This is a genomic window from Mesonia aestuariivivens, from assembly GCF_019311235.1.
GTDB lineage: Bacteria > Bacteroidota > Bacteroidia > Flavobacteriales > Flavobacteriaceae > Mesonia > Mesonia aestuariivivens.
Genome location: NZ_JAHWDF010000004.1, coordinates 50,480 through 75,079, shown reverse-complemented (window position 1 = coordinate 75,079; position 24,600 = coordinate 50,480). Strand labels below are relative to the sequence as shown.

The 24,600-nt window shown below is 34.9% G+C and carries 17 protein-coding genes and 1 CRISPR repeat array (1 of these 18 running past the window's edge); of the genes, 4 read left to right on the top strand and 13 right to left on the bottom strand.

The genetic code is table 11. The features are described 5' to 3' along the window. Position 1 precedes the first annotated feature (1 nt). From KW502_RS04880 to KW502_RS04820, 13 genes are all read right to left on the bottom strand, one after another. Positions 2–439, bottom strand: coding sequence for a thioredoxin family protein (locus KW502_RS04880; protein WP_219039412.1), 438 nt, complete (start codon positions 437–439; stop codon positions 2–4). Between the two features lie 69 nt (positions 440–508). Beyond that, positions 509–1,402: a diacylglycerol/lipid kinase family protein gene (locus KW502_RS04875; protein ID WP_219039411.1), complete on the bottom strand. Its 894-nt coding sequence runs from the start codon at positions 1,400–1,402 to the stop codon at positions 509–511. Beyond that, positions 1,389–3,359, bottom strand: a complete 1,971-nt coding sequence (locus tag KW502_RS04870; RefSeq protein ID WP_219039410.1) for an LTA synthase family protein — start codon at positions 3,357–3,359, stop codon at positions 1,389–1,391. The genes KW502_RS04875 and KW502_RS04870 overlap by 14 nt, the downstream gene beginning before the upstream one ends. A gap of 63 nt (positions 3,360–3,422) precedes the next feature. Next, on the bottom strand, positions 3,423–4,805 hold the full coding sequence (locus KW502_RS04865; RefSeq protein ID WP_219039409.1) for a sensor histidine kinase: 1,383 nt from the start codon (positions 4,803–4,805) through the stop codon (positions 3,423–3,425). Next, positions 4,802–5,470, bottom strand: a complete 669-nt coding sequence (locus KW502_RS04860) for a response regulator transcription factor (RefSeq protein ID WP_219039408.1) — start codon at positions 5,468–5,470, stop codon at positions 4,802–4,804. The genes KW502_RS04865 and KW502_RS04860 overlap by 4 nt, the downstream gene beginning before the upstream one ends. A gap of 37 nt (positions 5,471–5,507) precedes the next feature. Beyond that, positions 5,508–6,104 carry an HD domain-containing protein gene (locus KW502_RS04855; RefSeq protein ID WP_219039407.1) on the bottom strand — a complete coding sequence of 199 codons (597 nt, stop codon included), beginning with the start codon at positions 6,102–6,104 and terminating at the stop codon, positions 5,508–5,510. Positions 6,105–6,202: 98 nt separating this feature from the next. Beyond that, a complete protein-coding gene (locus KW502_RS04850; RefSeq protein WP_219039406.1) occupies positions 6,203–7,864 on the bottom strand; it encodes an efflux RND transporter periplasmic adaptor subunit in 1,662 nt (553 codons plus the stop codon). Between the two features lie 18 nt (positions 7,865–7,882). Continuing rightward, positions 7,883–10,603 (bottom strand): heavy metal translocating P-type ATPase, encoded by a 2,721-nt coding sequence (locus KW502_RS04845; protein ID WP_219039405.1) that lies wholly within the window; start codon positions 10,601–10,603, stop codon positions 7,883–7,885. Between the two features lie 70 nt (positions 10,604–10,673). After that, positions 10,674–11,234, bottom strand: coding sequence for a helix-turn-helix domain-containing protein (locus KW502_RS04840; RefSeq protein ID WP_219039404.1), 561 nt, complete (start codon positions 11,232–11,234; stop codon positions 10,674–10,676). A gap of 41 nt (positions 11,235–11,275) precedes the next feature. After that, positions 11,276–11,806, bottom strand: coding sequence for a DUF3347 domain-containing protein (locus KW502_RS04835; protein ID WP_219039403.1), 531 nt, complete (start codon positions 11,804–11,806; stop codon positions 11,276–11,278). Positions 11,807–11,809: 3 nt separating this feature from the next. Continuing rightward, a complete protein-coding gene (locus KW502_RS04830) occupies positions 11,810–13,162 on the bottom strand; it encodes a TolC family protein (protein WP_255554089.1) in 1,353 nt (450 codons plus the stop codon). A gap of 60 nt (positions 13,163–13,222) precedes the next feature. After that, complete coding sequence (locus KW502_RS04825; protein WP_219039402.1) at positions 13,223–16,960, bottom strand: efflux RND transporter permease subunit; 3,738 nt, start codon at positions 16,958–16,960, stop codon at positions 13,223–13,225. Positions 16,961–17,157: 197 nt separating this feature from the next. After that, the gene (locus tag KW502_RS04820) at positions 17,158–17,571 is read right to left on the bottom strand and encodes an HYC_CC_PP family protein (RefSeq protein ID WP_439651378.1); all 414 of its coding nucleotides are present in this window, start codon (positions 17,569–17,571) and stop codon (positions 17,158–17,160) included. An 81-nt stretch (positions 17,572–17,652) separates the two neighbouring features. On the opposite strand from KW502_RS04820, the gene KW502_RS04815 reads away from it, so the two are divergent. The 4 genes from KW502_RS04815 to KW502_RS04800 all read left to right on the top strand — a co-directional run bounded on the left by KW502_RS04815 (position 17,653) and on the right by KW502_RS04800 (position 21,540). Continuing rightward, positions 17,653–18,033, top strand: a complete 381-nt coding sequence (locus KW502_RS04815; protein WP_219039400.1) for a S24 family peptidase — start codon at positions 17,653–17,655, stop codon at positions 18,031–18,033. Continuing rightward, positions 18,030–19,292, top strand: a complete 1,263-nt coding sequence (locus KW502_RS04810; RefSeq protein ID WP_219039399.1) for a Y-family DNA polymerase — start codon at positions 18,030–18,032, stop codon at positions 19,290–19,292. The genes KW502_RS04815 and KW502_RS04810 overlap by 4 nt, the downstream gene beginning before the upstream one ends. Positions 19,293–19,522: 230 nt before the next feature. Beyond that, positions 19,523–21,199: an RHS repeat domain-containing protein gene (locus tag KW502_RS04805; protein ID WP_219039398.1), complete on the top strand. Its 1,677-nt coding sequence runs from the start codon at positions 19,523–19,525 to the stop codon at positions 21,197–21,199. 11 nt (positions 21,200–21,210) lie between these two features. Then, positions 21,211–21,540, top strand: a complete 330-nt coding sequence (locus KW502_RS04800) for an RHS repeat-associated core domain-containing protein (RefSeq protein ID WP_219039397.1) — start codon at positions 21,211–21,213, stop codon at positions 21,538–21,540. An 854-nt stretch (positions 21,541–22,394) separates the two neighbouring features. Continuing rightward, positions 22,395–24,600: a CRISPR direct-repeat array (repeat unit 37 nt; unit sequence GTTTCAATCCTAGTTTCTAAATGGAATGGTCTGGAAG); it runs 3,023 nt beyond the window's last position.

Here is a 24,600-nt window from a genome sequence, read left to right as displayed (position 1 = left end):
ATTAATAAATGAACGAATTTAGGTGGGCAATATATTCTTTCGGACTCATGTTTTTGTAGCTGGTTTGTCCTAAAACTTTTCCGTCTTGATCTAGAATAACTACAAAGGGAAAGTAACCATTTGGATTATACTTTTCTGCTAATTTGTTGTTTTTCTCTTGTTGTTCTTCCGGTAAAGCGTTTTTGCTTCTTTTAGGGAAGTCTGCTTGTAGCATGACAAAATGATCTTTTGCGTAGTTTTTAAATTCATCTGAACACCAAATATTTCGGTCTAATTTTATACAAGGCGCACACCAATCAGATCCTTGAAAAACCAAAATTATAGGTTGGTCTTTTTCACTAGCCATTGTTTTAGCCTCGTTAAAATCTAATTTCCAATCTTGAGAAAAACCTATGGTGCTAAAAAGCAATAGTGCTAAAAGGAGAATATTCTTTTTCATCTTTTTTGTTTAAAAATAATTAAATAGAAAATAAATTGAGTTTTTCTATTCTTAAGATTCGCTTAAGATTTAAGTGGGACAGATCACTTGAAGTGATTTGGAAACTATTTTTATTTGACATTCATTGCCTGTTAAGAAATATTTTTCACCATCTTTTTGATACTTCCATTCTTTATGATCATTCCTTTTAATGGTTAATTGGGTAAATGGGAGATGGTTTTTTTTATTGAAATAATCAGTTTTTCCAATTAATAAAAGCAAACCGAGATATAATTTTTCTATCAATGAAATGCTAGGAATACTGATTAAATCGAGTTGACCATCGGTGAGTGAAGCTCTTTTGTGTAAGGAGAGGTGATAACCCATTTGATTGGAGCTGGTAATGAATAACAAAAATGGTTTTACTGAAAACGTTTCTTTTTTGTTTTGAATTTTAAAAACAGAAGAGTTGTTATTTGTGGTAAAGGTTTTAAAAACTGCTTTTAAATAGGAGTAAAAAGGGTATTGATTAATTTTTTGATAATTATGAATTACTTGTGCATCGAAGCCTAAGCCTAAATTACTGAAAAAATATTCTTCATTAATTTTACCTACATCTATAGCAAGAAAGTCACCATTTTTAATACAAGAAATACTGGATTCTATATTTTTAGAAATACATAAGTTTCGTGCTAGTCCGTGGCCTGAACCTATTGGGATTATACCAAGTTTTATAGATGAATTGACGAGACAACTAGCTACTTCATTTATGGTTCTATCGCCACCACAAGCAACAATAATATTGGCATTTTGTGCCATAGATTCTATTGTTAATTCTTTGGCATGTAATTTATATTTGGTCTCTTTTAGCTGTATGTGGTATTGATGAGATTGAAAAGCATTCGCTATTTTTTTATTTAAATTTTTCGGAAAACCTTTTCCTGCAGAAGGGTTCACTATAAAATGAATATTAATTTTTTTCATTTTTTATTTTTATAGTTAAACCTTGATTTCTAAATAGCCAGTCTGCTGTCTGATAATTAGCAATTGCCAAGCTTAATAATAAACTATCTGTATCTTTTTTGTAGAGTTGATGATTGGAGGCTACGTATTGGTAGTTGTTGAACGATTTATGATCGTTTAGGATTATAAGATGGTCATCTTTTAAAAGTCCTAATTTTCTGTAATTTCCAATAAAAGCTCTTGGTTGATAATTTTCTTCAAACACATTCTGTCCATAAAAATTAGATTCATAAGACCAATTCATTAAACCAAAAAGACTGGGTAAAAGATCTATTTGTGAGCTTAATTGTTTCACCTGAAAAGGCTTTTTATTGGGGAAATTATAAATAAAGGCAGGAATATGGTAATTATTAATATTTAGCTCCCATTTACCGGCACTACTGGCGCAATGATCTGCAACAATAACAAAGACAGTGTTTTTGTACCATTCTGTTTTAGAAGCTTTTTTTAGAAATTGCTTGATGGCAAAATCTGTATATTTTACAGCTCCATTTCTATTTGTTCCCGAGGGAATATCAATTTTTCCTTCCGGATAAGTGTAAGGCCGATGGTTGGAAGTGGTCATAATAAAATGAAAGAAAGGCTGATTTTTTGGCAAAGCATCGGTTACTTTTAAAACTTTATCGTATTGATCTTCATCAGAAACTCCCCAAGCATTTTCAAAATTCACCTCTTCATCTTCAATTAATCTTCTCTTAGTAAGAATATCATCAATATTTAATAACTTTCTACCTCTATCAACAATATTGAAACCATTGTTGCTGAAAAAATGATTCATGTTATCAAAATATCCATCTCCTCCATAGAAAAATGTGTTTTCATAGCCTTTATTTTTAAAAACTTCTCCAACGGTAAATAAGTGTTCATTATTTTCTCTTTTTACAATGCTCCTTCCTGGCGTTGGAGGAATAGATAGGCTTAAAGCTTCCAATCCGCGAACGGTTCTTGTCCCTGTACTGTTTAAATTCTCAAAAGAAATACTTTGAGTTCGTAAGCTATCTAAAAAAGGGGTGAGTTTTTTTTCGTTTCCGTAAGCTTTCATAAAATCAGCACTTAAGCTTTCAATACAAATCAGAATAATATTAGGGGTAATTTCCTGTTCAGTATTGGTTATGGTTCTCGAAATGGGACTAGTAGCAGTTTTGTTGATAGAAGAAATATTTAATTCATCTTGAACTGTTTTAAAAGCTTTCTTATCAGAAATACTCAAATAAAATTCTTTATATTTTAGGTTGTTATTCTTAAAAGCAGCAAAGAAAGAATAGATTCCTGTTTTAGAAATTTCGTTGTTATACCTATTGTTCGACCATTCAGCAGATTCATTATTCACAAATAAACCAAAGCCAATAACCAATACTAAATTAACACCTAAAATAAAAGTTTTTGTTGTTTTAGAAGCATTGCTTTTGAAAGTATGTTTAAATATTCTTTTGCGTTTTAGAAACCAGACTGTCAATAATTCTAAAGCTATGATTCCCGAAATAAGGAAAGGTAGAGGATATGATTCATTAATATTTTGAATTACCTCATAGGTATAGATTAAATAGTCTACAGCAATAAAATTAAAACGACGCTGGAACTCTTCCCAAAACGTTATTTCAGCAAAAAAAGAGAAGTAAAAGCTAACACTTACAATAATAAAATAATTTGTTTGTACGGTTTTATCTACGATATTTCCTGACCATTTTGAAGGAAAAAAGAATAAATAAAAACTCCAGAGAATAAGAAAATAAGAAAGTGTTCCTAAATCAAAGAAAGTCCCTATAACTAATGATTTAATAATCGAAATAGCATCAGTTTGTGCTTCATGAAAATCCCAAGTAAGAAAAACAATTCTTAATAAAAAAGAAGTCAATACATATAAACTACCTATGGCAAAAAAGAGGGTATACCTTTTTAATTTTTTAAATTTATTCATTATTTAATGAACAAATCTAAATTGAAACCTTAAGCCTTTTATTTGTATACCCTTAAGATTCGCTTAAGATTTAGAAGAAGATTTTTTAAAGGTAATTTTAAAGGTGGTTCCTTTTAAATTTGAAGTTGATAAATTTACACTTGCCTGAATGGTTTCAGCTGCTTTTCTTACAATGGAAAGCCCAAGTCCGGTGCCATTAATTTTATGGTCTTTTACCTGTTGTGTTCTATAAAAGGGTTCGAATACTTTTTGTAGGTCTTCGGGCTTAATCGTTATTCCGTAATTAGTGATTTGAAAGAAAGCTTCTGTGTTTTTTTCTGCTACTAAAATTTGAATTTTTTCTCCTTCAGCAGAATATTTAATCGCATTGGAAAGTAGGTTCTCTACAATAATTTGTGTGTGATATTTGGGAACTTTTATACTTCTTTCAGCTTCATTAATAAATTCAACTTTTAGGTTTTTTAACTTGATGGTTTCTTTATTTCGTTGAATGGATTCATCTAAAAGTATAATCAAGTCAAGGTGTTCAAGTTCTTGTGAAGTATGGTTAAACCTTGCTAAGAATAAAAGTTGCTCCACCATTTCAGAAAGTCGGTCAATTTCCAGTAAAGAAGTTTTTATTCTTTTTTCGTACTCTTCCGGATTTCGCACTTTTCTAATAAGTACTTCTAAATTTCCGCGTAAAGCAGCTAAAGGCGTTCGCAACTCGTGAGAAGCATCTGAGGTAAATTGACGTTCCCGCTCCAAGGCTTCTTCAATTCTTTTTAAAAGAGAATTAATCGATGCCGAAAGGTTGTACAATTCATCTTTATTTTCGGGTAAGTTTACTCGCTCTTGTAGGTTATTTTGATTGATTCTCTCCGTAATCTGGGTAATATCTTTAATAGGGGCAATGCTCCTTCCCGCTAAAAACCTAGAGATAAAAAAGAGGACAATCACTATAATTGGATAGGAAATTAGAAGTATAACCCATAGTTGGTCGATAATTTTTTGAGAAGCTTCAAAAGACATGGCGGTGATAATATAACCGCTAAGCTTACCATCCACTTTTACAGGTTCTTGTACTTGGCGGATTAAGCGATTATTGAATATGGTATTAAAATGCAAGTGGTCTTCCTTTTCAGGAAAGAATTGAAGTCGGTCTGCATTGAGATTAGGCGATTTATCGGTAATTTTTCCTTCAGAATTGATAATCTGAACAAAAACAGGATTTACTTCCACTTCTTCATGTTCGCGTTCTTCCCACTCTTCGCGGTTAGAAAAGACCATATTTTCTAAATCGAGTTCCTCTAAATGAACTTCAGATTCGTAATTAAGATCACTATCCAAGCTTTCATAAATCGTTGTTTTTAAAGAGATGAAAACTATAGCGAACACTAATGCAACCACAATGCCTGTAGCAAAAAAATAGTTGAGCGCAATTCTAGTTTTAAAGTTAAGTTTCATTCTTCTTTGGCTATATAGCCAACACCCCTTACAGTTTGGATATAATTTTCTTCAGCAGACAAATGTAGTTTTTTTCTCAACGCATTTATAAAAACATCAATTACACCAGAATCATAATCAAAATTAATGTCCCAAACGTTTTCAAGTATTTTTTTACGGGTACAAACCTGCTCTTTATGCTTTAAAAGATATTCTAAAAGTGAAAATTCTTTTTGGGTAAGTTTTATTTCTTTTTCATTTTTAAAAACTTGATGAGTAGAAGGATTAAGCTGAATTTTACCCAATTGATAACTAAAGTTTCCATCGGTTTTTGAACGTAACTGTACTTTAATACGTTCTAATAATTCAGTAAAATGGAAGGGTTTTTTTATGTAATCATTGGCACCTGATTGTAAACCTTCAATGGTGTCTTCAATGGTGTCTTTTGCCGTTAAAAAGATAATTGGAGTAGTGGAATCTTTTTTTCTAATTTCTTTACAAACTTCAATCCCTGGCAATCCAGGTAACATCCAATCTAAAATAATTAAATCAAAAGATTGTTGTAAAGCGTATTGAAATCCTTCTTTTCCGTTTGTAAACGAGCTCACTTCGTAAGATTCTTCTTCTAAACCTTGCTGAAGAAAATCTACGATACTTTGTTCATCTTCAATGATTAAAATATGCATAATGAGGTTGTTATCATTTTAATCAGAGAAAAAACTCTTAATAAATTTCAGAAAACTGTTGTTTTAAAATTTTTAAATTTTTTTTCTTTTGTGGTAGAAGAAGTTTTTTTCCGTAGGGAGTAAAATAACGATGACATTCTAAAAAATCGATATTTAATTTTACCCATTCTTTATTACTAAAGCAAATTTTTAAATGTTCACTCCATTCTTTACGCAATAATCCGTTTTTAGAAATAAAACTCTCTTCCCCTAAATGTGCCAAATCTGCATCACAAATAACTTCTTCTAATATGTTGGTAGGAGATTGTGGCATTTTAGTAGCCAAAATACATTTGATAACTTTCTCAATTTTAGAAGGCTCAAATCCAATTTCATTTAAATAATCTGAAGCTTTTTGGGCGCTTACACTTTCATGATTTTTAAAACAATCCATATTGCCAGTATCGTGAAATAAAGCAGCTAAAAGAACAATTTCTAGCTCTTCTTCTGATAAATTTACATAAGCACCAATTTTTTTTGCACTATTAAATACTTCTTTAGTGTGCTGAGAATTATGAAAAGCAAGTTCTTTACATCTACTTTCTGAAAGAAGTTGTTGGCAGTGGGTTTTGGTCTTTTCTAATAAAGCGTTCATTATGTTACGACTTTTAAAAGTAACTTTATTTCATATAGTTGGTGTAAATGATTAACTAAATTAATAAAAAAATATTGCGTCGAGTAGTTAATTCTTATTTAATTTATTATATCAATAACGCTGCCACAAGTTAACATAGAAGTTCCGTAATAAGGATTTTTTATTTCTTTTTCTAAACTTAACCATTTGGCTCCTTGATTATTATTTGCCATGGGGCATTTTTGAATATATAAAGGTTGAGGTTGTGATATTTTTTTTAAAATTTTAATCATTTCATCTGAGAGTGAAATGAATGTTTTTCGTTGCTGTACTATTTCAGTAGATTGACCAATTGACACAAAAAGATTTTTTAAAGATTGTATTTCAGTTGAAATTTTTTCATTAGAAATTTGAATGTTCTCTAAATACACTAAACTTTCTTTTGAAGCTTTTTGTGCCTTTTCGGTTTTATCATTAACCAATGCGTCTTTTAATTGAAGGTATTTTGTTACCACGTTAGAGAATTCTTGTTGAGTTTTTTTAGAAAGCTGAAGTGGTGCTTCTTTGTTCATCATCGATTTTTTTCCTTGAAGTTGCGCTGCGGCATCGACCGTGAAAGTTCCGTTGGTTACAATTTCGTCTCCCTTTTGAAGGCCGCTTGAAATAGTATATTGCTTCCCGTGTTCAGCACTAAGTTTTACCTCACGCATTTCTAATGTAGGCGGATTATCATTACTTTTTAAATAAACCAAAGAGCGTTCTCCCGTCCACATGACTGCTGATTTTGGAATGGTAATATTCTTAGAGTTTTCATCTTTACTTTTTAAATTTGCAATAACAAACATTCCCGGTTTTAAAAGATTATTCTTGTTGTCTAATTCTACGCGTACAGTTACTGTTCGGGTAGAAGAATTGAGGATAGGATCTATAAAACTAATTTTGGCTTCAAAGTTTTTATCGGGATAAGCTTCTGCTTTTATTTGAATTTTTTGTCCTTGCTTTAGACTCTTAATTTCATTTTCATAAACATCAAATTCTGCCCAAACTGTAGAAAGATTGGAAACCTCAAAAATAGGTTTGCCATCCATAATGTGAGAACCTTCCTTAACTTCAATAGAAGTGACAACCCCAGAGACATGGACAAAAATGTTCATGTGCATTTGTGGTTTTCCGCTCTTTTCAATTTCTTGTAATTGTTTCGTATGAATTTTCCAATTTTTAAATTTATTATGTACCGCTTGGTAGAGTCGAGGCTGGCTTTCACGTTTTTTATAAGCACTAATCAATTCTTGTTGCGCTGCCACTAATTCGGGAGAATAAATTTTAGCAACTAGCTGTCCTGTTTTTACAGTTTCTCCAATAGTTTTCACATAAAGCTTGTCAATACGCCCATTAAAATGAGCAGGTTGTGTAGCAGTTTCATTTTTATTAACTTTTATTTTTCCAGAAATATTTAATGAAGCAGCTTCATTAGCAGCTTCTCCTATCACAGTAGTTTCAATATTTGCTAAAGCCATCGCATTTTTGGTCATTGTAAATTGATGTTCACCAACTTCATTGACCAACTTTTCTTTAGGGATCAATTGCATACCACAAATAGGGCAATCACCAGGTTCTTCTAATTCAATTTGTGGATGCATCGAGCACGTCCATAATTTATTTTTTTCTTCAGCAGAATGTTGATGAGTATTTTCTGAAGTTGAATAAGAATTATTAAAAAAAAGATAACCCAAGAAAATTCCGGCCGCTATCAAAAGAATATATATTAGGTATTTTTTCATTTTATTTGTTCTAAACTATTAATCAATATTTGTGGCTCGCAATCGAAGCGCATTGGTAATAACCGAAACCGAACTAAAACTCATTGCTAAAGCGGCAATCATCGGTGAGAGTAAAATCCCTAAAAAAGGAAATAAAATACCTGCCGCAATAGGTACGCCGATGCTGTTATAAATAAGTGCGAAAAACAGATTTTGTTTGATGTTTTTCATTACTTGATCACTTAATTTTAAGGCTTTTATAATTCCGTGTAAATCGCCTTTAACGAGCGTGACTTCAGCGCTTTCAATCGCTACATCGGTTCCTGTTCCCATAGCAATACCAATATTACTTTGGGCAAGGGCAGGAGCATCATTAATTCCGTCGCCGGCCATCGCAACTTGTTTACCTTGGTTTTGCAAACGTTCCACTTCCTGTTGTTTACCATCGGGAAGCATATTGGCTTTAAAATTATCTAATCCTATTTCTTTGGCAACTGCTCTAGCGGTTTGTTCGTTATCACCGGTGAGCATTATTACATTAATCCCCTTTTTATGCAGATTTTGTATCGCTTTTTTTGCATTTTTCTTTACAGGATCACCAATGACCACGTAACCTAAAACTTCGGTAGTATTGGCGAGGTAAGAAATGGTTTTTCCTTTTTCTTGCTGCTGAAGAATTTCTTGCTGAAGATTTTTTTCAATATTAATCGAGTTTTCTTCTATCAGTCGTTTATTTCCTAAGAAATAAGTTTCATTGTCAATTTTAGCCTGAACTCCTTTTCCAGTAATGGCTTTAAAGTTTTCAGTTTCTTGAAGCTGAATATTTCCTTCCTTAGCAAACGTTAAAATAGCTTTTGCTAGCGGATGCTCACTGTATTGATTTAAAGACGCCATTAATTGGCTTGCATTTTCTTCGGAAGTATTTTTAGAATACCCAATTTTTTCAACTTTAGGTTTACCTTCTGTAAGTGTTCCGGTTTTATCAAGAATAAGCGTATCGATTTTATTCAGTTTTTCAAGTGCCTCCGCATTTTTAATGAGTACACCGTTTTGTGCGCCTTTCCCTACGCCAACCATAACCGACATAGGGGTTGCTAAACCTAATGCACAAGGGCAAGCAATGATTAATACTGCAACAGCATTTACAAAAGCATAAACATAAGCCGGGCTTGGTCCAAAAAATGCCCAGATAATAAAAGTGAGAATTGAAACTCCAACCACCACAGGCACAAAATAACCTGAAATTTTATCGGCTAATTTTTGAATAGGCGCTTGGCTTCGGCTGGCTTTATTTACCATTTCAATAATTTGAGAAAGTAGAGTTTCATTACCTACTTTTTCAGCTTTCATCAAAAAGCTTTGTTGCCCGTTAATAGTTCCAGAGCTTACTTGGTCATTTTTATTTTTTTCTATAGGAATGGGTTCTCCAGTAATCATCGATTCATCAATTGAACTTGAACCTTCGGTAATGACACCATCTACCGGTATTTTCTCTCCAGGTTTTACACGTAGAATTTCACCGACTTGAATTTTATCTACCGCAATTTTTTCTTCTTTCCCATCGACTACTTTGGTTGCTTCATTAGGACTTAATTTAATTAATTCTTTTACGGCGGCATTGGTTTTGCTATGAGCGCGCGCTTCCATTACTTGACCTAGTAATACCAACGTAAGAATTACAGTGGCAGCCTCAAAATAAACGTGAACCGTACCGTTTTCTGTTTTAAATTGTGGCGGAAAAAGGTTAGGGAATACTAAAGCCACAATACTAAAACACCAAGCGACACCAGAACCAATGCCAATGAGTGTAAACATATTGAGGTTTCTGGTTTTTATTGATTTATAAGCACGTTCAAAAAATAACCAAGCCGCGAAAAATACAACCGGAATAGAAAGTGCTAACTGAATCCAATTCCAATATTTTAAGTCTAATATAGTATATAACGGATTGTTGTTGAGCATATCTGACATTGAAATGATAAATATCGGAATGCTGAAGCCCAACGCCAACCAAAATTTTTTGAGCAGTTTTCGGTAATTTTTTTCTTCCGCAGAAAGGTTGGGTTCTTTAGGCACCAAATCCATTCCGCATTTTGGGCAAGAACCAGGAGAATCTTCAACCACTTCAGGATGCATCGGGCAGGTATATTGCGTTTTTGTAGGTGTTACTGAAACTTCTTCGACTAAATCCATTCCACAAACTGGACAGTCACCGGCTTGGTGGTACGTTTTTTCACCTTCGCAATGCATCGGACAATAATAAACACCAGTACCATTTTTAGGTGGCGTCGTTTTTTTTTGTGTTGGCTTAATTTCTTCTTCCGAAGAATGAATTGAATAATTTCCGCCGTCATTTTGTAAAGCTTCTTGAAATTTTGTGATAGGGATATGTTTTTCCATTTCAATTTCGGCTTCAGCTTTTTCAAGATGAACGATTACACTTTTTACTCCGCTAATTTTTTCTAAAGTTTGATGCACATGATTTTGGCAACCTGAACATGACATACCTTGAATAAAATAGGTATGTTTTCTTGCTTCGGAATCTTTTTCGGGAAGATGAATGGAATAGCTCCCGCCGTCATTTTGTAAAGCTTCCTGAAATTTTGTGATAGGGATATGTTTTTCCATTTCAATTTCGGCTTCAGCTTTTTCAAGATGAACGATTACACTTTTTACTCCGCTAACTTTTTCTAAAGTTTGTTGTACGTGATTTTGGCAACCAGCGCAGGACATTCCTTCTATATGATAAGTATGTTTCATTTTCTTATAACTTTAAGTACCAAAGTTATTGTGTTTGTCGTTGTTAGACTTACAGAATTACCGATAGAATTTACACAATTTTATCAAGCGGAATGCGGTTCCAATTTGGGCTGTTTTTATATTCACTCATCGTCATTCCTGTTAAAGTTTTAAACTGATTAGATAAATGATGAATTGAATTGTAATCGAGTTGATAAGCAATTTCTGAGAACGAAAATTTATTCATCTGTATAAATTCTTTTACCTTTTCTATTTTAAGTTTAATAAAGAATTTTTCAATAGTTTGCGCCTCTATTTTTTTAAAGGTTTTACTCAATAAACTATAATCTTTATGGAGTTTATTAGCTAAATAAGTAGAAATATTATCTATAGAATGAAGCTTTTCAATTGCATGAATCAATTCAATTTTAATTTCTTCTGTAAGTTGAATTTCTGGATTTTGCATCAATTTAAATCCGTTTTTTTGTAAGGCTTCAGCAAATTCAGTTTGATTAAAATTTTGATTAATGTTTAAGACTACTTTTCCTAACTGAATTTCTTCGGTATTGGCATGAAAACTTTCAGCAAGCTGTTTTACTACCATTTTACAACGATCGCAAACCATATTTTTGATGTAAAATTCTTTTTTCATTTTATAAGAAAGTTTTAATCTTCTAATTAGATAAATGTAATTTACTTTAGGGTTTCTTGAACTTCACCACAATGCAACATTTTATCTCCAAAATAAGGATTCATAATTTTTTCTTCAGCAGAAAACCAAAAAGCACCTTTACCATCTAACGCCATTGGGCAATATTGTTTGTAAAGTTTTCCTCCAGAAATATTTTTGGCGAAAGTAGGCTCTAACATTTCTGAAAGTTGAAAGAATGCTTTTCGCTGATTTTCGATATTATTTTCTTGGTGAATAATTTTTTGAGCGATGCTTTTCATTTCTTCATCACTAAATTTTTTCAGCATAATTTCAGCAATTTTTCTAGCGCCATAAGCGTCTTCTTCTACAAATTTGGTTTTAAGGTCTAAATAGAGTCTGGCAATTTCATATTGACTTTCAGATTGAAAAGCTAGCGGTAAATTTTCAGTATTTTCTTTTTCAACTTGTTCGCTTTTTTCTTCTGAAGTAGTTTCTTTATCAGATTTTGTTTCGTTTTTACAAGCGGTTAAACTTAGGGCCAAAAGGCTTACACATAAAATGGTACGTTTCATAATTTAGTTACTTAAATAGTTAATAATTGCAGTTTGTAAATAATAATTTTTAATGGCTTCAACTTGCTTAAGCTGAAATTTATGTTGTAATTCTTGAATAGCTAAGACCTCTTGAAAATCGAGAATGCTAGTTTCATATTGTCTTAATAGAATGTCTTCTGCATCTTTTGCTTGCGTAATATTTTTTTGTTGGGTTTGATAACTTATTCTTGCCGAAATGCGTTGCTGAAGGGCTTCTTTTAATTGAGAGTCTAATTGGTTTTTTCGATATTCTTTTTGCGCTTTTAATTCTTCTTGCTGAAGATTTAACTGACGCTCAACCGATTTAAATTTGTGATTGAAAATAGGAACTGATACCGCGAGCATCGGTATAAAAATATCTTTACCATTATCGCTAAAATTCATATTTGGTCGTTCTTCAACAGCAATATAATCTACGCCAATACCTACACTCGGTAAAGATTCTGAATTATTTAATGCAGCTGATTTCTTTATAGAAAGAAATAATTGATCGTATTTTTCTAATTCTGGATGTAATTCTAAATCGTTCATGCTAAGCATAGGCTCTTCTACCGGAATATCAATAGAATCCTCTACCATAATGGCTTGTTCTTCTTGATTGAGCAGGTTATTAAACTTACTTTCCATCGCCAATTCGTCACCCATTAATAGTTCACGTTGCTCATTAAGTTCATTTTGTTGAATCTGAATTTTTAAAACCTCTACAGAAGAAGCTTTATTAACTTCTACTGCATTTAACGCTAAATCTTCATAAGTGCTAAGTAGCTTTAAATTTTGTTGAATGATTTTTTGCTTATTTTTTAAGGCATACAATTGATAATAGGTTTGGGTTACCTGTAAAGCAAGTTGTCTTTTAGCAATGACAATATCTACATAAGCTGCATCTGCTAAGGAAGAGCTGTAGTTTTCTCGAGCGGTAATCGTACCAAACCAAGGCATCATTTGTCTAACCGAAACCTTTGCTTTTTGCGCGCCGGTTCGTGTTTCTGGTTCGCTTACAAAATAACCAGCACCAAATTCGGTATTAGGTAAGGTATTGGCTTCATTTACTTTTTCTTGAGCACCTTTATAGCTAAGCTCGACTGCTTTTACTTTTGGATTATTCTCTATCGCTTGTTGTATATAATTATCTAGCAACTGAGCATTTGTGGTTACACTAAAAATAAGTAGTAAGCAGAAACAAATCGCTTTTTTAAAATTTTGAATTTTAAATATTGAATGTTGAATTTTCATAGGTCTGATGTGATACTGTTCCTTAACTCCGCTCGGAATCACCAAGCTGTAAAACATGACGCTATTTAAAGTGAAAATTTTACGTTTAATTCTGTTTTTCATTATCGTTTATATAATTTTCTAACTTCTAACTTCTAACTTCTAACTTCTAACTTCTAACTTCTAACTTCTAATTTTTCTTTCTTCTCGCCAGCTAAACAATACGGGTACTACAAATAATGTAATTAATGCTACTAACATTCCACCAAAACTAGGGATCGCCATTGGTATCATAATATCACTACCTTTTCCTGACGAAGTTAAAATGGGTAATAATGCTAATAAAGTGGTTGCAGTGGTCATTAAACAAGGTCTAATTCTCTTTTCTCCAGCTTCTATCACCGACTTACGAATTTGTTCTTTAGTCTCAGGTTTATTTTTTTTGAAGCTTTGCGTTAGGTAGGTTGCCATCACTACACCATCATCGGTAGCAATCCCGAATAATGCAATAAATCCTACCCAAACAGCAACGCTTAGATTTACGGTTTTCATATGAAATAAATCACGAATATTTTCTCCAAAGAAATTAAAGTTTAAAAACCAATCTTGTCCGTACATCCAAATCATTAGAAATCCACCCGCAAAAGCAACGGCAATTCCGCTAAAGACCATAAAAGATGTGGTGGCCGATTTAAATTGAAAATAAAGAATCATAAAAATGATTAGGAGAGAAAGCGGAACCACAATAGACAAAGTTTTCTCTGCGCGAAGTTGGTTTTCATAATTTCCGGTGAACTCATAATTAATTCCGCTAGGTACTTTTAATTTTCCTTCTTCTATTTTCTGCTGAATGAGTTGCTGTGCTTGTTTAACCACGTTTACTTCAGCAAAACCATCTAATTTATCAAAAAGAACATAGCCTACTAAAAAAGTATCTTCACTTTTAATGGCCTGCGGACCTTTTTCATAGGTAACAGTTGCCACTTCACTCAGCGGAATAGGATTTTCATTAGCTACTGGGATGTAAATGTTATTTAAATCTTCTGGACTATCACGCAACTCCCGCGGATACCGTACTCTAATGCCGTAGCGCTCACGACCTTCTACGGTTTGCGATAGCTGCATACCACCCAAGGCAACTTCTAATACTTTTTGAACATCATCTACAGAAATACCATAGCGTACCAGTTTTTCTCGGTTAATATCGATCAATAAATAAGGTTTTCCTACAATTCTGTCGGCAAAAACAGCTTCTTCTTTCACTCCTTTTGCTTGTTTTAGAATCTTTTCTAACGCTAAGCCAAATGCTTCGATATCTTTCAAATTTTGACCTTTTACTTTAATTCCCATTGGTGCTCGCATCCCTGTTTGTAGCATAATGAGTCGAGTTTCAATAGGCTGTAATTTGGGAGCAGAAGTAATTCCGGGTAATCTGGTGACACGCACAATCTCATTCCAAATGTCATCTGGTGATTTAATGTTGGGTCGCCAGTTACGGTAATATTCACCATTTTCATCAGGAATGAGTTGTGAAGTTGTCACATCGAGCGGAGTCGAGATGTATTTGGAAGATTTAGAAGAATTCTCATCTTTATTTGAACTAACATTGTTAGGATTTTCAACTAAACTTCCATTTTTCAGTATAAAATAGCCGTCTTCATTTACTTTAAAACGCTGCTTTTCGCCTTTTGCATTTAAAGCATATTCTGGTTTGTACTGAATAATATTTTCATACATAGAAAGTGGAGCAGGGTCGAGGGCAGACTCGGTTCTTCCGGCTTTTCCTACTACGGTTTCAATCTCTGGAATGTTGGCTACTGCCATGTCTAATTGCTGTAAAATACGTTTATTTTCTTCAACTCCCGCGTGTGGTAACGAAGTGGGCATCAATAAAAACGAACCTTCATTAAGTGACGGCATAAATTCTTTGCCAGTATTTTTCATAATGAAGAAACCGAAAATCACGATCGCTGTCGGAATGCTTAAAAAGAACAATTTGTGTTGAAGCGTCCATCGTAAAATTCTTGTATAATACTTCCTGAACAGCGTGAAACCACCCAAAATTAGGAAAACGATTAATGCTACAAAAATAAAGTTGAGCGTAATATTTTGCATGATTCCCAATGGTCGCCAATAGGTCGCTAGAAAATAAACAATCACTAAAGCTGAAATAAAAATATTGATGAAATTCGCTTTTGTTGCGGAAAAGATATTTTTCTGCTGAAGTAATTGAACGATCCCGAAAGCAATTAAAATAATTCCTAATAGATACCCAAAAATCATTGCTGCAGTTCCTAGAATGATAATTGCTATATTGATGAAAAAACTTACCTTTTTTCGACGATTTCTTTTCTTGAATAATACGGCAGCAAATGGCGGAATTAGAAATAGCGCTACGATTAATGAAGCAACCAAAGCCATCGTTTTGGTAAATGCCAACGGGCGGAAGAGTTTTCCTTCAGCTCCCGTCATTGTAAACACAGGAATAAAACTGATGATTGTTGTTAACACCGCCGTTAAAATAGCCCCAGAAACTTCCGAAGTCGCTTGGTAAACAATTGTATTTATGTTGAATTTTTCTTTGGCTTTTTCAAGATGTCGAATAATATTTTCAGAGAGAATAATGCCCATATCGACCATCGTACCAATCGCAATGGCAATACCAGAAAGGGCCACGATATTTGCGGTTACGTTAAAAAACTTCATCGCAATAAATACCATTAAAACTGCTACAGGAAGTAATCCAGAGATTAAAAGCGAAGCACGCAGGTTATATACCATAATAATAATCACCAAAATGGTAATTAAGATTTCCATAGTTAGCGCTTCATTAAGTGTACCTAAAGTTTCCTGAATAAGTTGTGTACGATCATAAAATGGTACCACGGTTAATTGCGAGATGGTACCGTCTTTTAATTCTTTAGAAGGCAAGCCGCCTTTAATTTTTTCAATTTTTGCTTTAACGTTATTGATTACCTCCATGGGGTTAGCTCCATAGCGAGCCACTACCACGCCGCCAACCACTTCTGCGCCTTCTTTATCTAGAATTCCTCGTCTTGTGGCAGGACCTAAATGTATGTTCGCCACATCTTTGATACGAAGAGACGTGTAGTTTTGAGCGTTTACCACTGCGTTTTCAAGATCTTCAATCGATTTTACATATCCCAAACCACGTACTAAATATTCGGCTTGGTTTATTTCTAGCGTCTGTGCGCCAATATCGCGGTTACTTGCTTTTACCGCTTTCACGATTTGTTGCAGACCGATATTGTATTGACGCATTTTTTCAGGATTTACATCAATTTGATATTCTTGCACGTAACCGCCAATAGAAGCAACTTCTGAAACACCACTCGCTCCAGAAAGCGCATATTTTACGTAATAGTCTTGAATGCTTCGAAGCTCCTGTAAATCCCAACCGCCAGTTACATTTCCGTTTTGGTCGCGCCCTTCGAGTGTGTACCAAAATATTTGTCCGAGTCCGGTTGCATCGGGACCTAAACTAGGGTTGACGCCCTGCGGGAGTATATTTGCCGGTAGCGAGTTGAGTTTTTCGAGAATTCGACTACGACTCCAATAAAACTCAATATCTTCTTCAAAAATGATATAAATGCTAGAGAACCCGAACATCGAAGAACTTCGAATAGTTTTTACTCCGGGAATACCTAATAATGAAGTCGTAAGCGGATAGGTAATTTGATCTTCGATATCTTGAGGCGAACGTCCTTCCCATTTGGTGAAAACGATTTGTTGGTTTTCGCCAATGTCTGGGATAGCATCTACGGCAACCGGATTATTAGGCAAAATACCTAATTCCCAATTAAATGGAGCATTACTGAGGCCGTAACCTATTAAAATTGCAAGTAAAAGTGCAGCTACAATTTTGTGTTCGATTAAAAATTTAATGCTTTTATTGAGCATAATTTTTAGTGATTAAAGTTGAATATGTACTGAAAATGGAAAACAGTTAATTTTTCAGTATTGAAAATGAATAAGGAAAGTTATTGCGCAAGGGATAGTAGCGACATCCTTTTTTGTTGTGCTTCGACAAGCTGAGCATGACAACAAAAAAGATATAGCGAATAGCCCGACCCGATAGGGTTGCGCCCAAATGAAATTTAGATTAAGAAACTCTCGTCCAAAACGAGTAAGTCGTACACAAGTAGGGGAGGGATGTAATTTTGGTGAGCAACAGTTGATGATTCGTTCTCTTTAAATACTTGAGTATAGGTGAAAAAAAATGCAGCTACAAATGGTTGTGGGATGAAATTAGTTGATGTATTATTTTTAACATCATCTTGTTGCTTTGTAATTTTCTTATTGGTACAACACCCTTTTTTTTGAATCGAGCATGTAGTATTAGTGTCTTTTGGTGTCTGCATAATATTCATTCCGCAAGACTTCGCTTCTTGAACAAATGAATAATCGACCAAGGTTTTTCCGCAGTAATGCATACTTACAGCAAATGCTGAAGTAGAAAATAGCACTAAAAATGCCATTAAGATTGTTGCTATTTTTTGAAACGATTTCACTACACAAATGTAACAAATAAAAATTTAAAATTCAGTAATGGAATTTGTCCTTTTGTTGGGATTATTTCCTAATTTTGAATTATGGAAATAAGTGATTTTGGAAAAATAAAACGAGCAAAGCCTAAACATCGAGCAGAAGTATCGATGCAAACGGGCTTTCCGAGTCCGGCGACACATTATTTAGAACGAACGGTAGATTTGTCTGAGGTTTTGGTAAAAAATAAAGAAGCTACATTTTTTGTTCGTATTGGAGGAAGTGCTTGGGAAGAGTTGGGTATTTTTAAAAATGATGTACTAATTATAGATCGGTCGTTAGATTTTGTGCGGGGTAAACTAGCCTTGGTGGTAAAAGATGGTGCTTTTGAGGTAATGAAATATCCTACCAAAGAAGAACAACAGAAAATGAGTCTTGATGCTTTTGAACTTTGGGGAGTAATTACTTATGTGATACATTCGTTATGATAGCACTGATTGATTGCAATAGCTTTTATGCTTCTTGCGAGCAAGTTTTTCGGCCCGACTTAATAGGAAAACCTGTGGTAGTGTTAAGTAATAATGATGGTTGTGTGATTGCTGCCAATAGTGAGGCAAAAGCCTTAACGCAAATCCCGATGTTTGAGCCCGTATTTAAAATTAAAGACCAGCTTGTTAAAAATGGCGTTACTTTTTTCTCTTCTAATTATACGTTATACGGTGAAATGTCTGATCGCGTGATGCGTATTCTAAAAGAATTTTCTCCTTTGGTAGAAATCTATAGCATTGATGAATCGTTTATAGATCTTTCTGGAATGGAATACCAAGATTTACGTGCGTACGGAATTGAGATGAAAGAAAGAATTTTTAAATACACCGGTCTTCCTGTAGGCGTAGGAATTGCTCCTACCAAAGTATTAGCAAAACTAGCCAACAGACGTGCTAAAAAACAGAAAGAACACGAACATGTTTATGTGATTGATTCTGAAGCGAAAAGAATAGAAACCCTACAATGGGCAAAAATTAAAGACGTTTGGGGGATTGGTAAAAAGCACGCTCAACGCATTCAAGAAACAGGAAGAAACTCCGCTTTCGACTTTACGCAGCTTCCTTTAAGTTGGGTGCGAAAGCAAATGACGGTGGTGGGCGAACGCACTTGGCGAGAATTAAATGGAGAAAGTTGTCTGGCTTTAGAACGTTTACCAAAACCTAAAAAAGCCATAGGTACCGCCAAGTCGTTTGGTAAAAAACTCGAAAAGCTAGCCCTTATTGAAGAAGCTTGTTCTTATTATATAAATGAAGTGAGTGAAGTTTTGCGTAACCAAAATTGTTGTGCCAATTATTTACAAGTGTTTTTGCAAACCAATTACCATAGCGAACGCGACAAACAATATAACAATAGCATTACGGTTACTTTAGAGGTACCTACTAATAATACTTTTATTTTAAATGCTGAAGGTAAGAAAGCTTTACATAAAATTTTTAAACCTGGTTATCGCTATAAGAAAGTGGGCGTTTGCCTAAGCGGAATTGTACCTAAAGAATACGTGCAAACTACTTTGTTTACTACAACCGATGAAAAAGCTGGACTCATGGAAGCTTTTGATTTTATTAATCAGAAATTTGGAAAAACGACTTTAGCGCCAGCTTTAATGGATACTCGAAAAATAAAGGAATGGGAATTAATAAAAGAAGAACGGAGTCCGCGGTACACTACGCAATGGAAAGAGTTGTTGACAATCGTTTAATATATAAAGGTATTTGAATTCAACAGAAATATCAATATCCTAAAAATCAATATTGCTTAAATGCACAACGGGTTAATATTCTATATAGTAACTAGGAATCTCTTAGATAAGTCCTATCTAGCCTACATTGAGTCCATAATAACTGCATACCAAGGCTACATATTTGTACTATATAGTGGTTTTATAATGGGTACACGCTTGTTTGCGTATTCAAAGGAAACAAACAACAAATGACCGATGCCCGTGGAATGACCACGGAGTATAAAACAGGTTTGCACGATCCCAAAGTAGGTGAAGAGGGCGAAGAAGAACAGCTTTGGAGCCTTATTGATAATCCCGATAGCGGGAAAAATTGGCTGTTGACTGATGTCGCCAATAAACCGAGTTTCAAATGGGATAGCCGTGCATATCGCCAACGTTTGGAATATGATATTGCCCAACGCCCCATAGAAAAATGGGTGCAAGCTCCCACTAGTAGTAACGAAGTTTTAAAACAAAAAACCGTTTATGGTGAAACCGCAAATAGTCCTCGAGCAGAAAATCTATTGGGGCAAGTTTTTGAACAATACGATCAGGCAGGGAAGCAAAGCATTCCAGCTTACGATTTTAAGGGGAATTTAAAAATTGAAGCACGGCAGTTTACCCAAGTTTTTGATTCGGTACTTGATTATAGCGGAAGCGTAGCTTTACAAACAGAAATTTACAATACCTCCTATAGCTATGATGCTTTAGATAGACCAACAAAAAAAACCACTCCTGATAATAGTACGGCTATCTACAGCTACGCAAAAAACGCGATGCTAGAAAACCAAGCGCTTGAGGTACGCGGCAGTGGTAACGAAGAACAAGCCATTAATGATATCACCTATAATGCCAAAGGCCAACGCACCGATATCTATTATGCCAATGGCAGTAAAACAAAATACGTATACGACTTAGAAACCTTTCGAATTATTCGTATCTTAACCACAAGAAACAATGGGCAGGAGATCTTGCAAGATATCAACTATACGTTCGATGCTGCGGGAAATATCACCCAACAGCGTGATGATGCTCAACAAACCATTTATTTTAGTAACCAAGTGGTGCAGCCTTTTTGTAAATATACCTATGATGCTTTATACCGGCTAAAACAAGCCACGGGCAGAGAATTAAATGGGTTAGTACAACCTAGTGCCAGTGACTGCTCTATACAAACTCCGGTACCCAATACCGAAACCAATGCCTGTAGAAATTATATCTTAAATTACGATTATGACGAGTTGGGGAATATTTTACAGATGCAACATATCGCGCAGAATGGGAACTGGACACGCAATTATTTTTACCCGAGTGACAGTAACCAATTAGTTGGTCAAACTAGTGGACAAGCTGATTATACCTACGATGCTTCTGGAAATATGCTAACCATGCCACATTTAGATGAAATGGGTTGGGATGAAGATGATATGCAGGTGGAAGCCGACTTGGGTGGAGGCGGAACCGTCTATTACGGTTACGATAGTAGCGACAACCGGGTACGGAAAGTAATAGTAAACGGTAGTATTAAAAAAGAAAGATTGTACGTAGGAGAATGGGAATTGTGGCAACAGGGTACTAATGATACGATTGAAACCGAACGGGAAACCTTAAGCATTGCTGACGACCAAAAGAGTTTCTTACAATTAGAAACTTTAACGATAGATAGTGGAAACACAGTTTTAAGCCCATTTACTAACTGGCGATACCAATACGATAACCATTTGGGAAGTGCTTGTTTGGAGTTGGATGATTCTGCCAATATTATTTCTTATGAAGAATATTACCCATTTGGGGCAATGAGTTATCGGTCTGGTAAAAGCCAAACTGAAGTTTCACTGAAACGTTACCGGTATTATGGGAAGGAACGTGATGCGGCCGAACGTTAAAAAAACAGCCAGTGGCTGTTTTTAGTGTAGGAGCGAGATTGGCGCGTTGGAAAGGATTCTATTATTATGGAGCACGATATTATGCGGCTTGGATTGGGAGGTTTATTTCGGTTGACCCGTTAGTGGAGAAAACGATGGAAGCCTATATCTATGTAAGCAACAATCCTCTGAGGTATACATATCCTACCGGGATGAGCAAAGATGATTGGATGAGAAAAAAAACTGGAGATACTTGGGTTTGGAGAGAAGATATAACTTTTAAAAAAGAAGCCGCTGCTGAAGGTTTACAATATGGAGGTAAAAACAGGCAGGAAGTTAGTTGTATTTATTTGACCTGCTAAATCTAATTCAGTTTCAATCCTAGTTTCTAAATGGAACGGTCTGGAAGAGATTCAGATACTTCTATGACTGCAGATGAAGTCAGTTTCAATCCTAGTTTCTAAATGGAATGGTCTGGAAGTTTTCTTTTCATAACGAAACTCTTTTCATCCAACCATGTTTCAATCCTAGTTTCTAAATGGAATGGTCTGGAAGTTACAACCAACGGTTAGTGTCGAGTAGGCAAGGGGATTTTCACCCCGAGCCTCTCACAGAACCGTACGTGATAGTCTCCCATCATGCGGCTCTTCTAACTTGACATACAAAAATAGCTCATCCTTTTTTCAAGTTGGCAGTATGTACATCAAATTAGCTAACCCCTTTGCTCCACTCCCATTACAGGAGCTTCTTCACTACTACGAGTTAGTCCGCCCCTATACCAAGCATCGTTATTTTGCCTCTAGTTTGCGCTATTGTACATTTCACTTTGCATCTTGGCACAGGTTCCCGAGTTCCGTAAATAAGCCCAAATACTGGTCATGCCTCCTAAATGACGCCTGCCGCCCAGCCAATAAACAGGTGACCGCTGGACTTATAATGTTTGTCATACTTCAAACACTTTTGACAGAAGGTTGCACGTTCTCGACACTTCATCAGAGGTTCATTTGCATTCATCTCCAGTATTCATACCTGACTAGCTCGTGGCATAGCCTTTTCCATAACGCTCAATACCTTGACTCTTTATCAAAGCACCTTATGGTGGTTTAACGCTCTCCCCTGTAGGACAACATTGGTGGGTCGGCTCCACCATCTTATAAACAGTTGCGTAACGACTTTCAGCCGATCGTTACTCTCGGCACACGTATGGCACGTTGCGAGTTTCAATCCTAGTTTCTAAATGGAATGGTCTGGAAGAGAAAGCTTTTCAAAGTATAATTTTAACAGAAGTGAGTTTCAATCCTAGTTTCTAAATGGAATGGTCTGGAAGGCCCATAATGTGTTTTCCTCGTTGTTCGCAATGTTGTTTCAATCCTAGTTTCTAAATGGAATGGTCTGGAAGAAATAACTCAACTCGCATACCTTGCTGCACAATTTCGTTTCAATCCTAGTTTCTAAATGGAATGGTCTGGAAGATATTTACGAGCGTTGGATGAAGTGCATTCAGGTACGTTTCAATCCTAGTTTCTAAATGGAATGGTCTGGAAGGGTTTTTACTCGAAGTTTCAAAAATTGAGGAAGAATGTTTCAATCCTAGTTTCTAAATGGAATGGTCTGGAAGAAGTTACAAGTGCTATTAATGGAGGTTACAACGGCTGTTTCAATCCTAGTTTCTAAATGGAATGGTCTGGAAGAATCCACAAAACAGGCGATGAAGATATTCAAGGTTCGTTTCAATCCTAGTTTCTAAATGGAATGGTCTGGAAGTCCAGTTTGAAAATACACCGTTGGACAATTTTCTTTCGTTTCAATCCTAGTTTCTAAATGGAATGGTCTGGAAGTTCCGTTCACGTACAGCTGGCCATCGCCCGAAGTCGAGTTTCAATCCTAGTTTCTAAATGGAATGGTCTGGAAGAGTAATTACAGAAGAAAGAATATTAAGTATTATTAAGTTTCAATCCTAGTTTCTAAATGGAATGGTCTGGAAGTTAACATTAACAAGATACTCTTTTTTATCAAAAGCGTTTCAATCCTAGTTTCTAAATGGAATGGTCTGGAAGTTAGAATGAAATCGTGCCTATCATATAATGACGAATGTTTCAATCCTAGTTTCTAAATGGAATGGTCTGGAAGTAGCTTTCTTTGTTTTTGCTCATCAGTACCAATGTTGTTTCAATCCTAGTTTCTAAATGGAATGGTCTGGAAGTGCTTTTTTGTAATCTAAGAGTTTCGAAATAAATTCGTTTCAATCCTAGTTTCTAAATGGAATGGTCTGGAAGTTGAAAGGCTTCATGCCATTGTTCTGATGTTGAATTGTTTCAATCCTAGTTTCTAAATGGAATGGTCTGGAAGCCTGCTATAAGGATTTGTTACTTTTATAACTTCTCTGTTTCAATCCTAGTTTCTAAATGGAATGGTCTGGAAGATTATCCCATAGCTTTAGAATTGTTTGATACTGCAGGTTTCAATCCTAGTTTCTAAATGGAATGGTCTGGAAGTGTAGTAACTTCCATTTCTTCCGCAAGGCTATCGTAGTTTCAATCCTAGTTTCTAAATGGAATGGTCTGGAAGTAGTCTTACTTAATCGAAATCCTCCTCGATTATTCAGTTTCAATCCTAGTTTCTAAATGGAATGGTCTGGAAGTCGAGCATTGTAAAAGTGCTGTAGATAATTTCCAATGTTTCAATCCTAGTTTCTAAATGGAATGGTCTGGAAGTTGTAGTTGAAATTGAAGTCTTTTCAATTCATCATTGTTTCAATCCTAGTTTCTAAATGGAATGGTCTGGAAGTTGTTTTTTGTTCCTAAAATCTTTTTTTTGAAAAGCTGAAGTTTCAATCCTAGTTTCTAAATGGAATGGTCTGGAAGAATCATCTTCTAAGTTAGGGAAATCTTGATCGTTCAGTTTCAATCCTAGTTTCTAAATGGAATGGTCTGGAAGAACCAAGCGAAGCTCTTCGGCCATTCCACTCAAGTCGTTTCAATCCTAGTTTCTAAATGGAATGGTCTGGAAGTTAAAGAAGCTACTGTTTGCGTTAATTGTGATAAGTTTCAATCCTAGTTTCTAAATGGAATGGTCTGGAAGGTGATATCCATTGGTGTTATGTGGTGTGGTGTTTTCGTTTCAATCCTAGTTTCTAAATGGAAGGGTCTGGAAGTACGATACGGTAATTTTAGCAGCAACAGGTGTTTCAGTTTCAATCCTAGTTTCTAAATGGAATGGTCTGGAAGACAAGACACTAGTAATAAAACCAACAGAATTATATAGTTTCAATCCTAGTTTCTAAATGGAATGGTCTGGAAGTTTTGCAGTCCCTTCATTTCTTTGATTTTATAGTTATGTTTCAATCCTAGTTTCTAAATGGAATGGTCTGGAAGTAACTTTGTAGAATACCCTAAAAATGCCCACTTGAAGTTTCAATCCTA

Excerpts from the sequence above, each read along its gene's own strand:
- KW502_RS04880 (WP_219039412.1), bottom strand. The coding sequence starts at position 439 with ATGAAAAAGAATATTCTCCTTTTAGCACTATTGCTTTTTAGCACCATA.
- KW502_RS04875 (WP_219039411.1), bottom strand. The coding sequence starts at position 1,402 with ATGAAAAAAATTAATATTCATTTTATAGTGAACCCTTCTGCAGGAAAA.
- KW502_RS04870 (WP_219039410.1), bottom strand. The coding sequence starts at position 3,359 with ATGAATAAATTTAAAAAATTAAAAAGGTATACCCTCTTTTTTGCCATA.
- KW502_RS04865 (WP_219039409.1), bottom strand. The coding sequence starts at position 4,805 with ATGAAACTTAACTTTAAAACTAGAATTGCGCTCAACTATTTTTTTGCT.
- KW502_RS04860 (WP_219039408.1), bottom strand. The coding sequence starts at position 5,470 with ATGCATATTTTAATCATTGAAGATGAACAAAGTATCGTAGATTTTCTT.
- KW502_RS04855 (WP_219039407.1), bottom strand. The coding sequence starts at position 6,104 with ATGAACGCTTTATTAGAAAAGACCAAAACCCACTGCCAACAACTTCTT.
- KW502_RS04850 (WP_219039406.1), bottom strand. The coding sequence starts at position 7,864 with ATGAAAAAATACCTAATATATATTCTTTTGATAGCGGCCGGAATTTTC.
- KW502_RS04845 (WP_219039405.1), bottom strand. The coding sequence starts at position 10,603 with ATGAAACATACTTATCATATAGAAGGAATGTCCTGCGCTGGTTGCCAA.
- KW502_RS04840 (WP_219039404.1), bottom strand. The coding sequence starts at position 11,234 with ATGAAAAAAGAATTTTACATCAAAAATATGGTTTGCGATCGTTGTAAA.
- KW502_RS04835 (WP_219039403.1), bottom strand. The coding sequence starts at position 11,806 with ATGAAACGTACCATTTTATGTGTAAGCCTTTTGGCCCTAAGTTTAACC.
- KW502_RS04830 (WP_255554089.1), bottom strand. The coding sequence starts at position 13,162 with ATGAAAAACAGAATTAAACGTAAAATTTTCACTTTAAATAGCGTCATG.
- KW502_RS04825 (WP_219039402.1), bottom strand. The coding sequence starts at position 16,960 with ATGCTCAATAAAAGCATTAAATTTTTAATCGAACACAAAATTGTAGCT.
- KW502_RS04815 (WP_219039400.1), top strand. The coding sequence starts at position 17,653 with ATGGAAATAAGTGATTTTGGAAAAATAAAACGAGCAAAGCCTAAACAT.
- KW502_RS04810 (WP_219039399.1), top strand. The coding sequence starts at position 18,030 with ATGATAGCACTGATTGATTGCAATAGCTTTTATGCTTCTTGCGAGCAA.
- KW502_RS04805 (WP_219039398.1), top strand. The coding sequence starts at position 19,523 with ATGACCGATGCCCGTGGAATGACCACGGAGTATAAAACAGGTTTGCAC.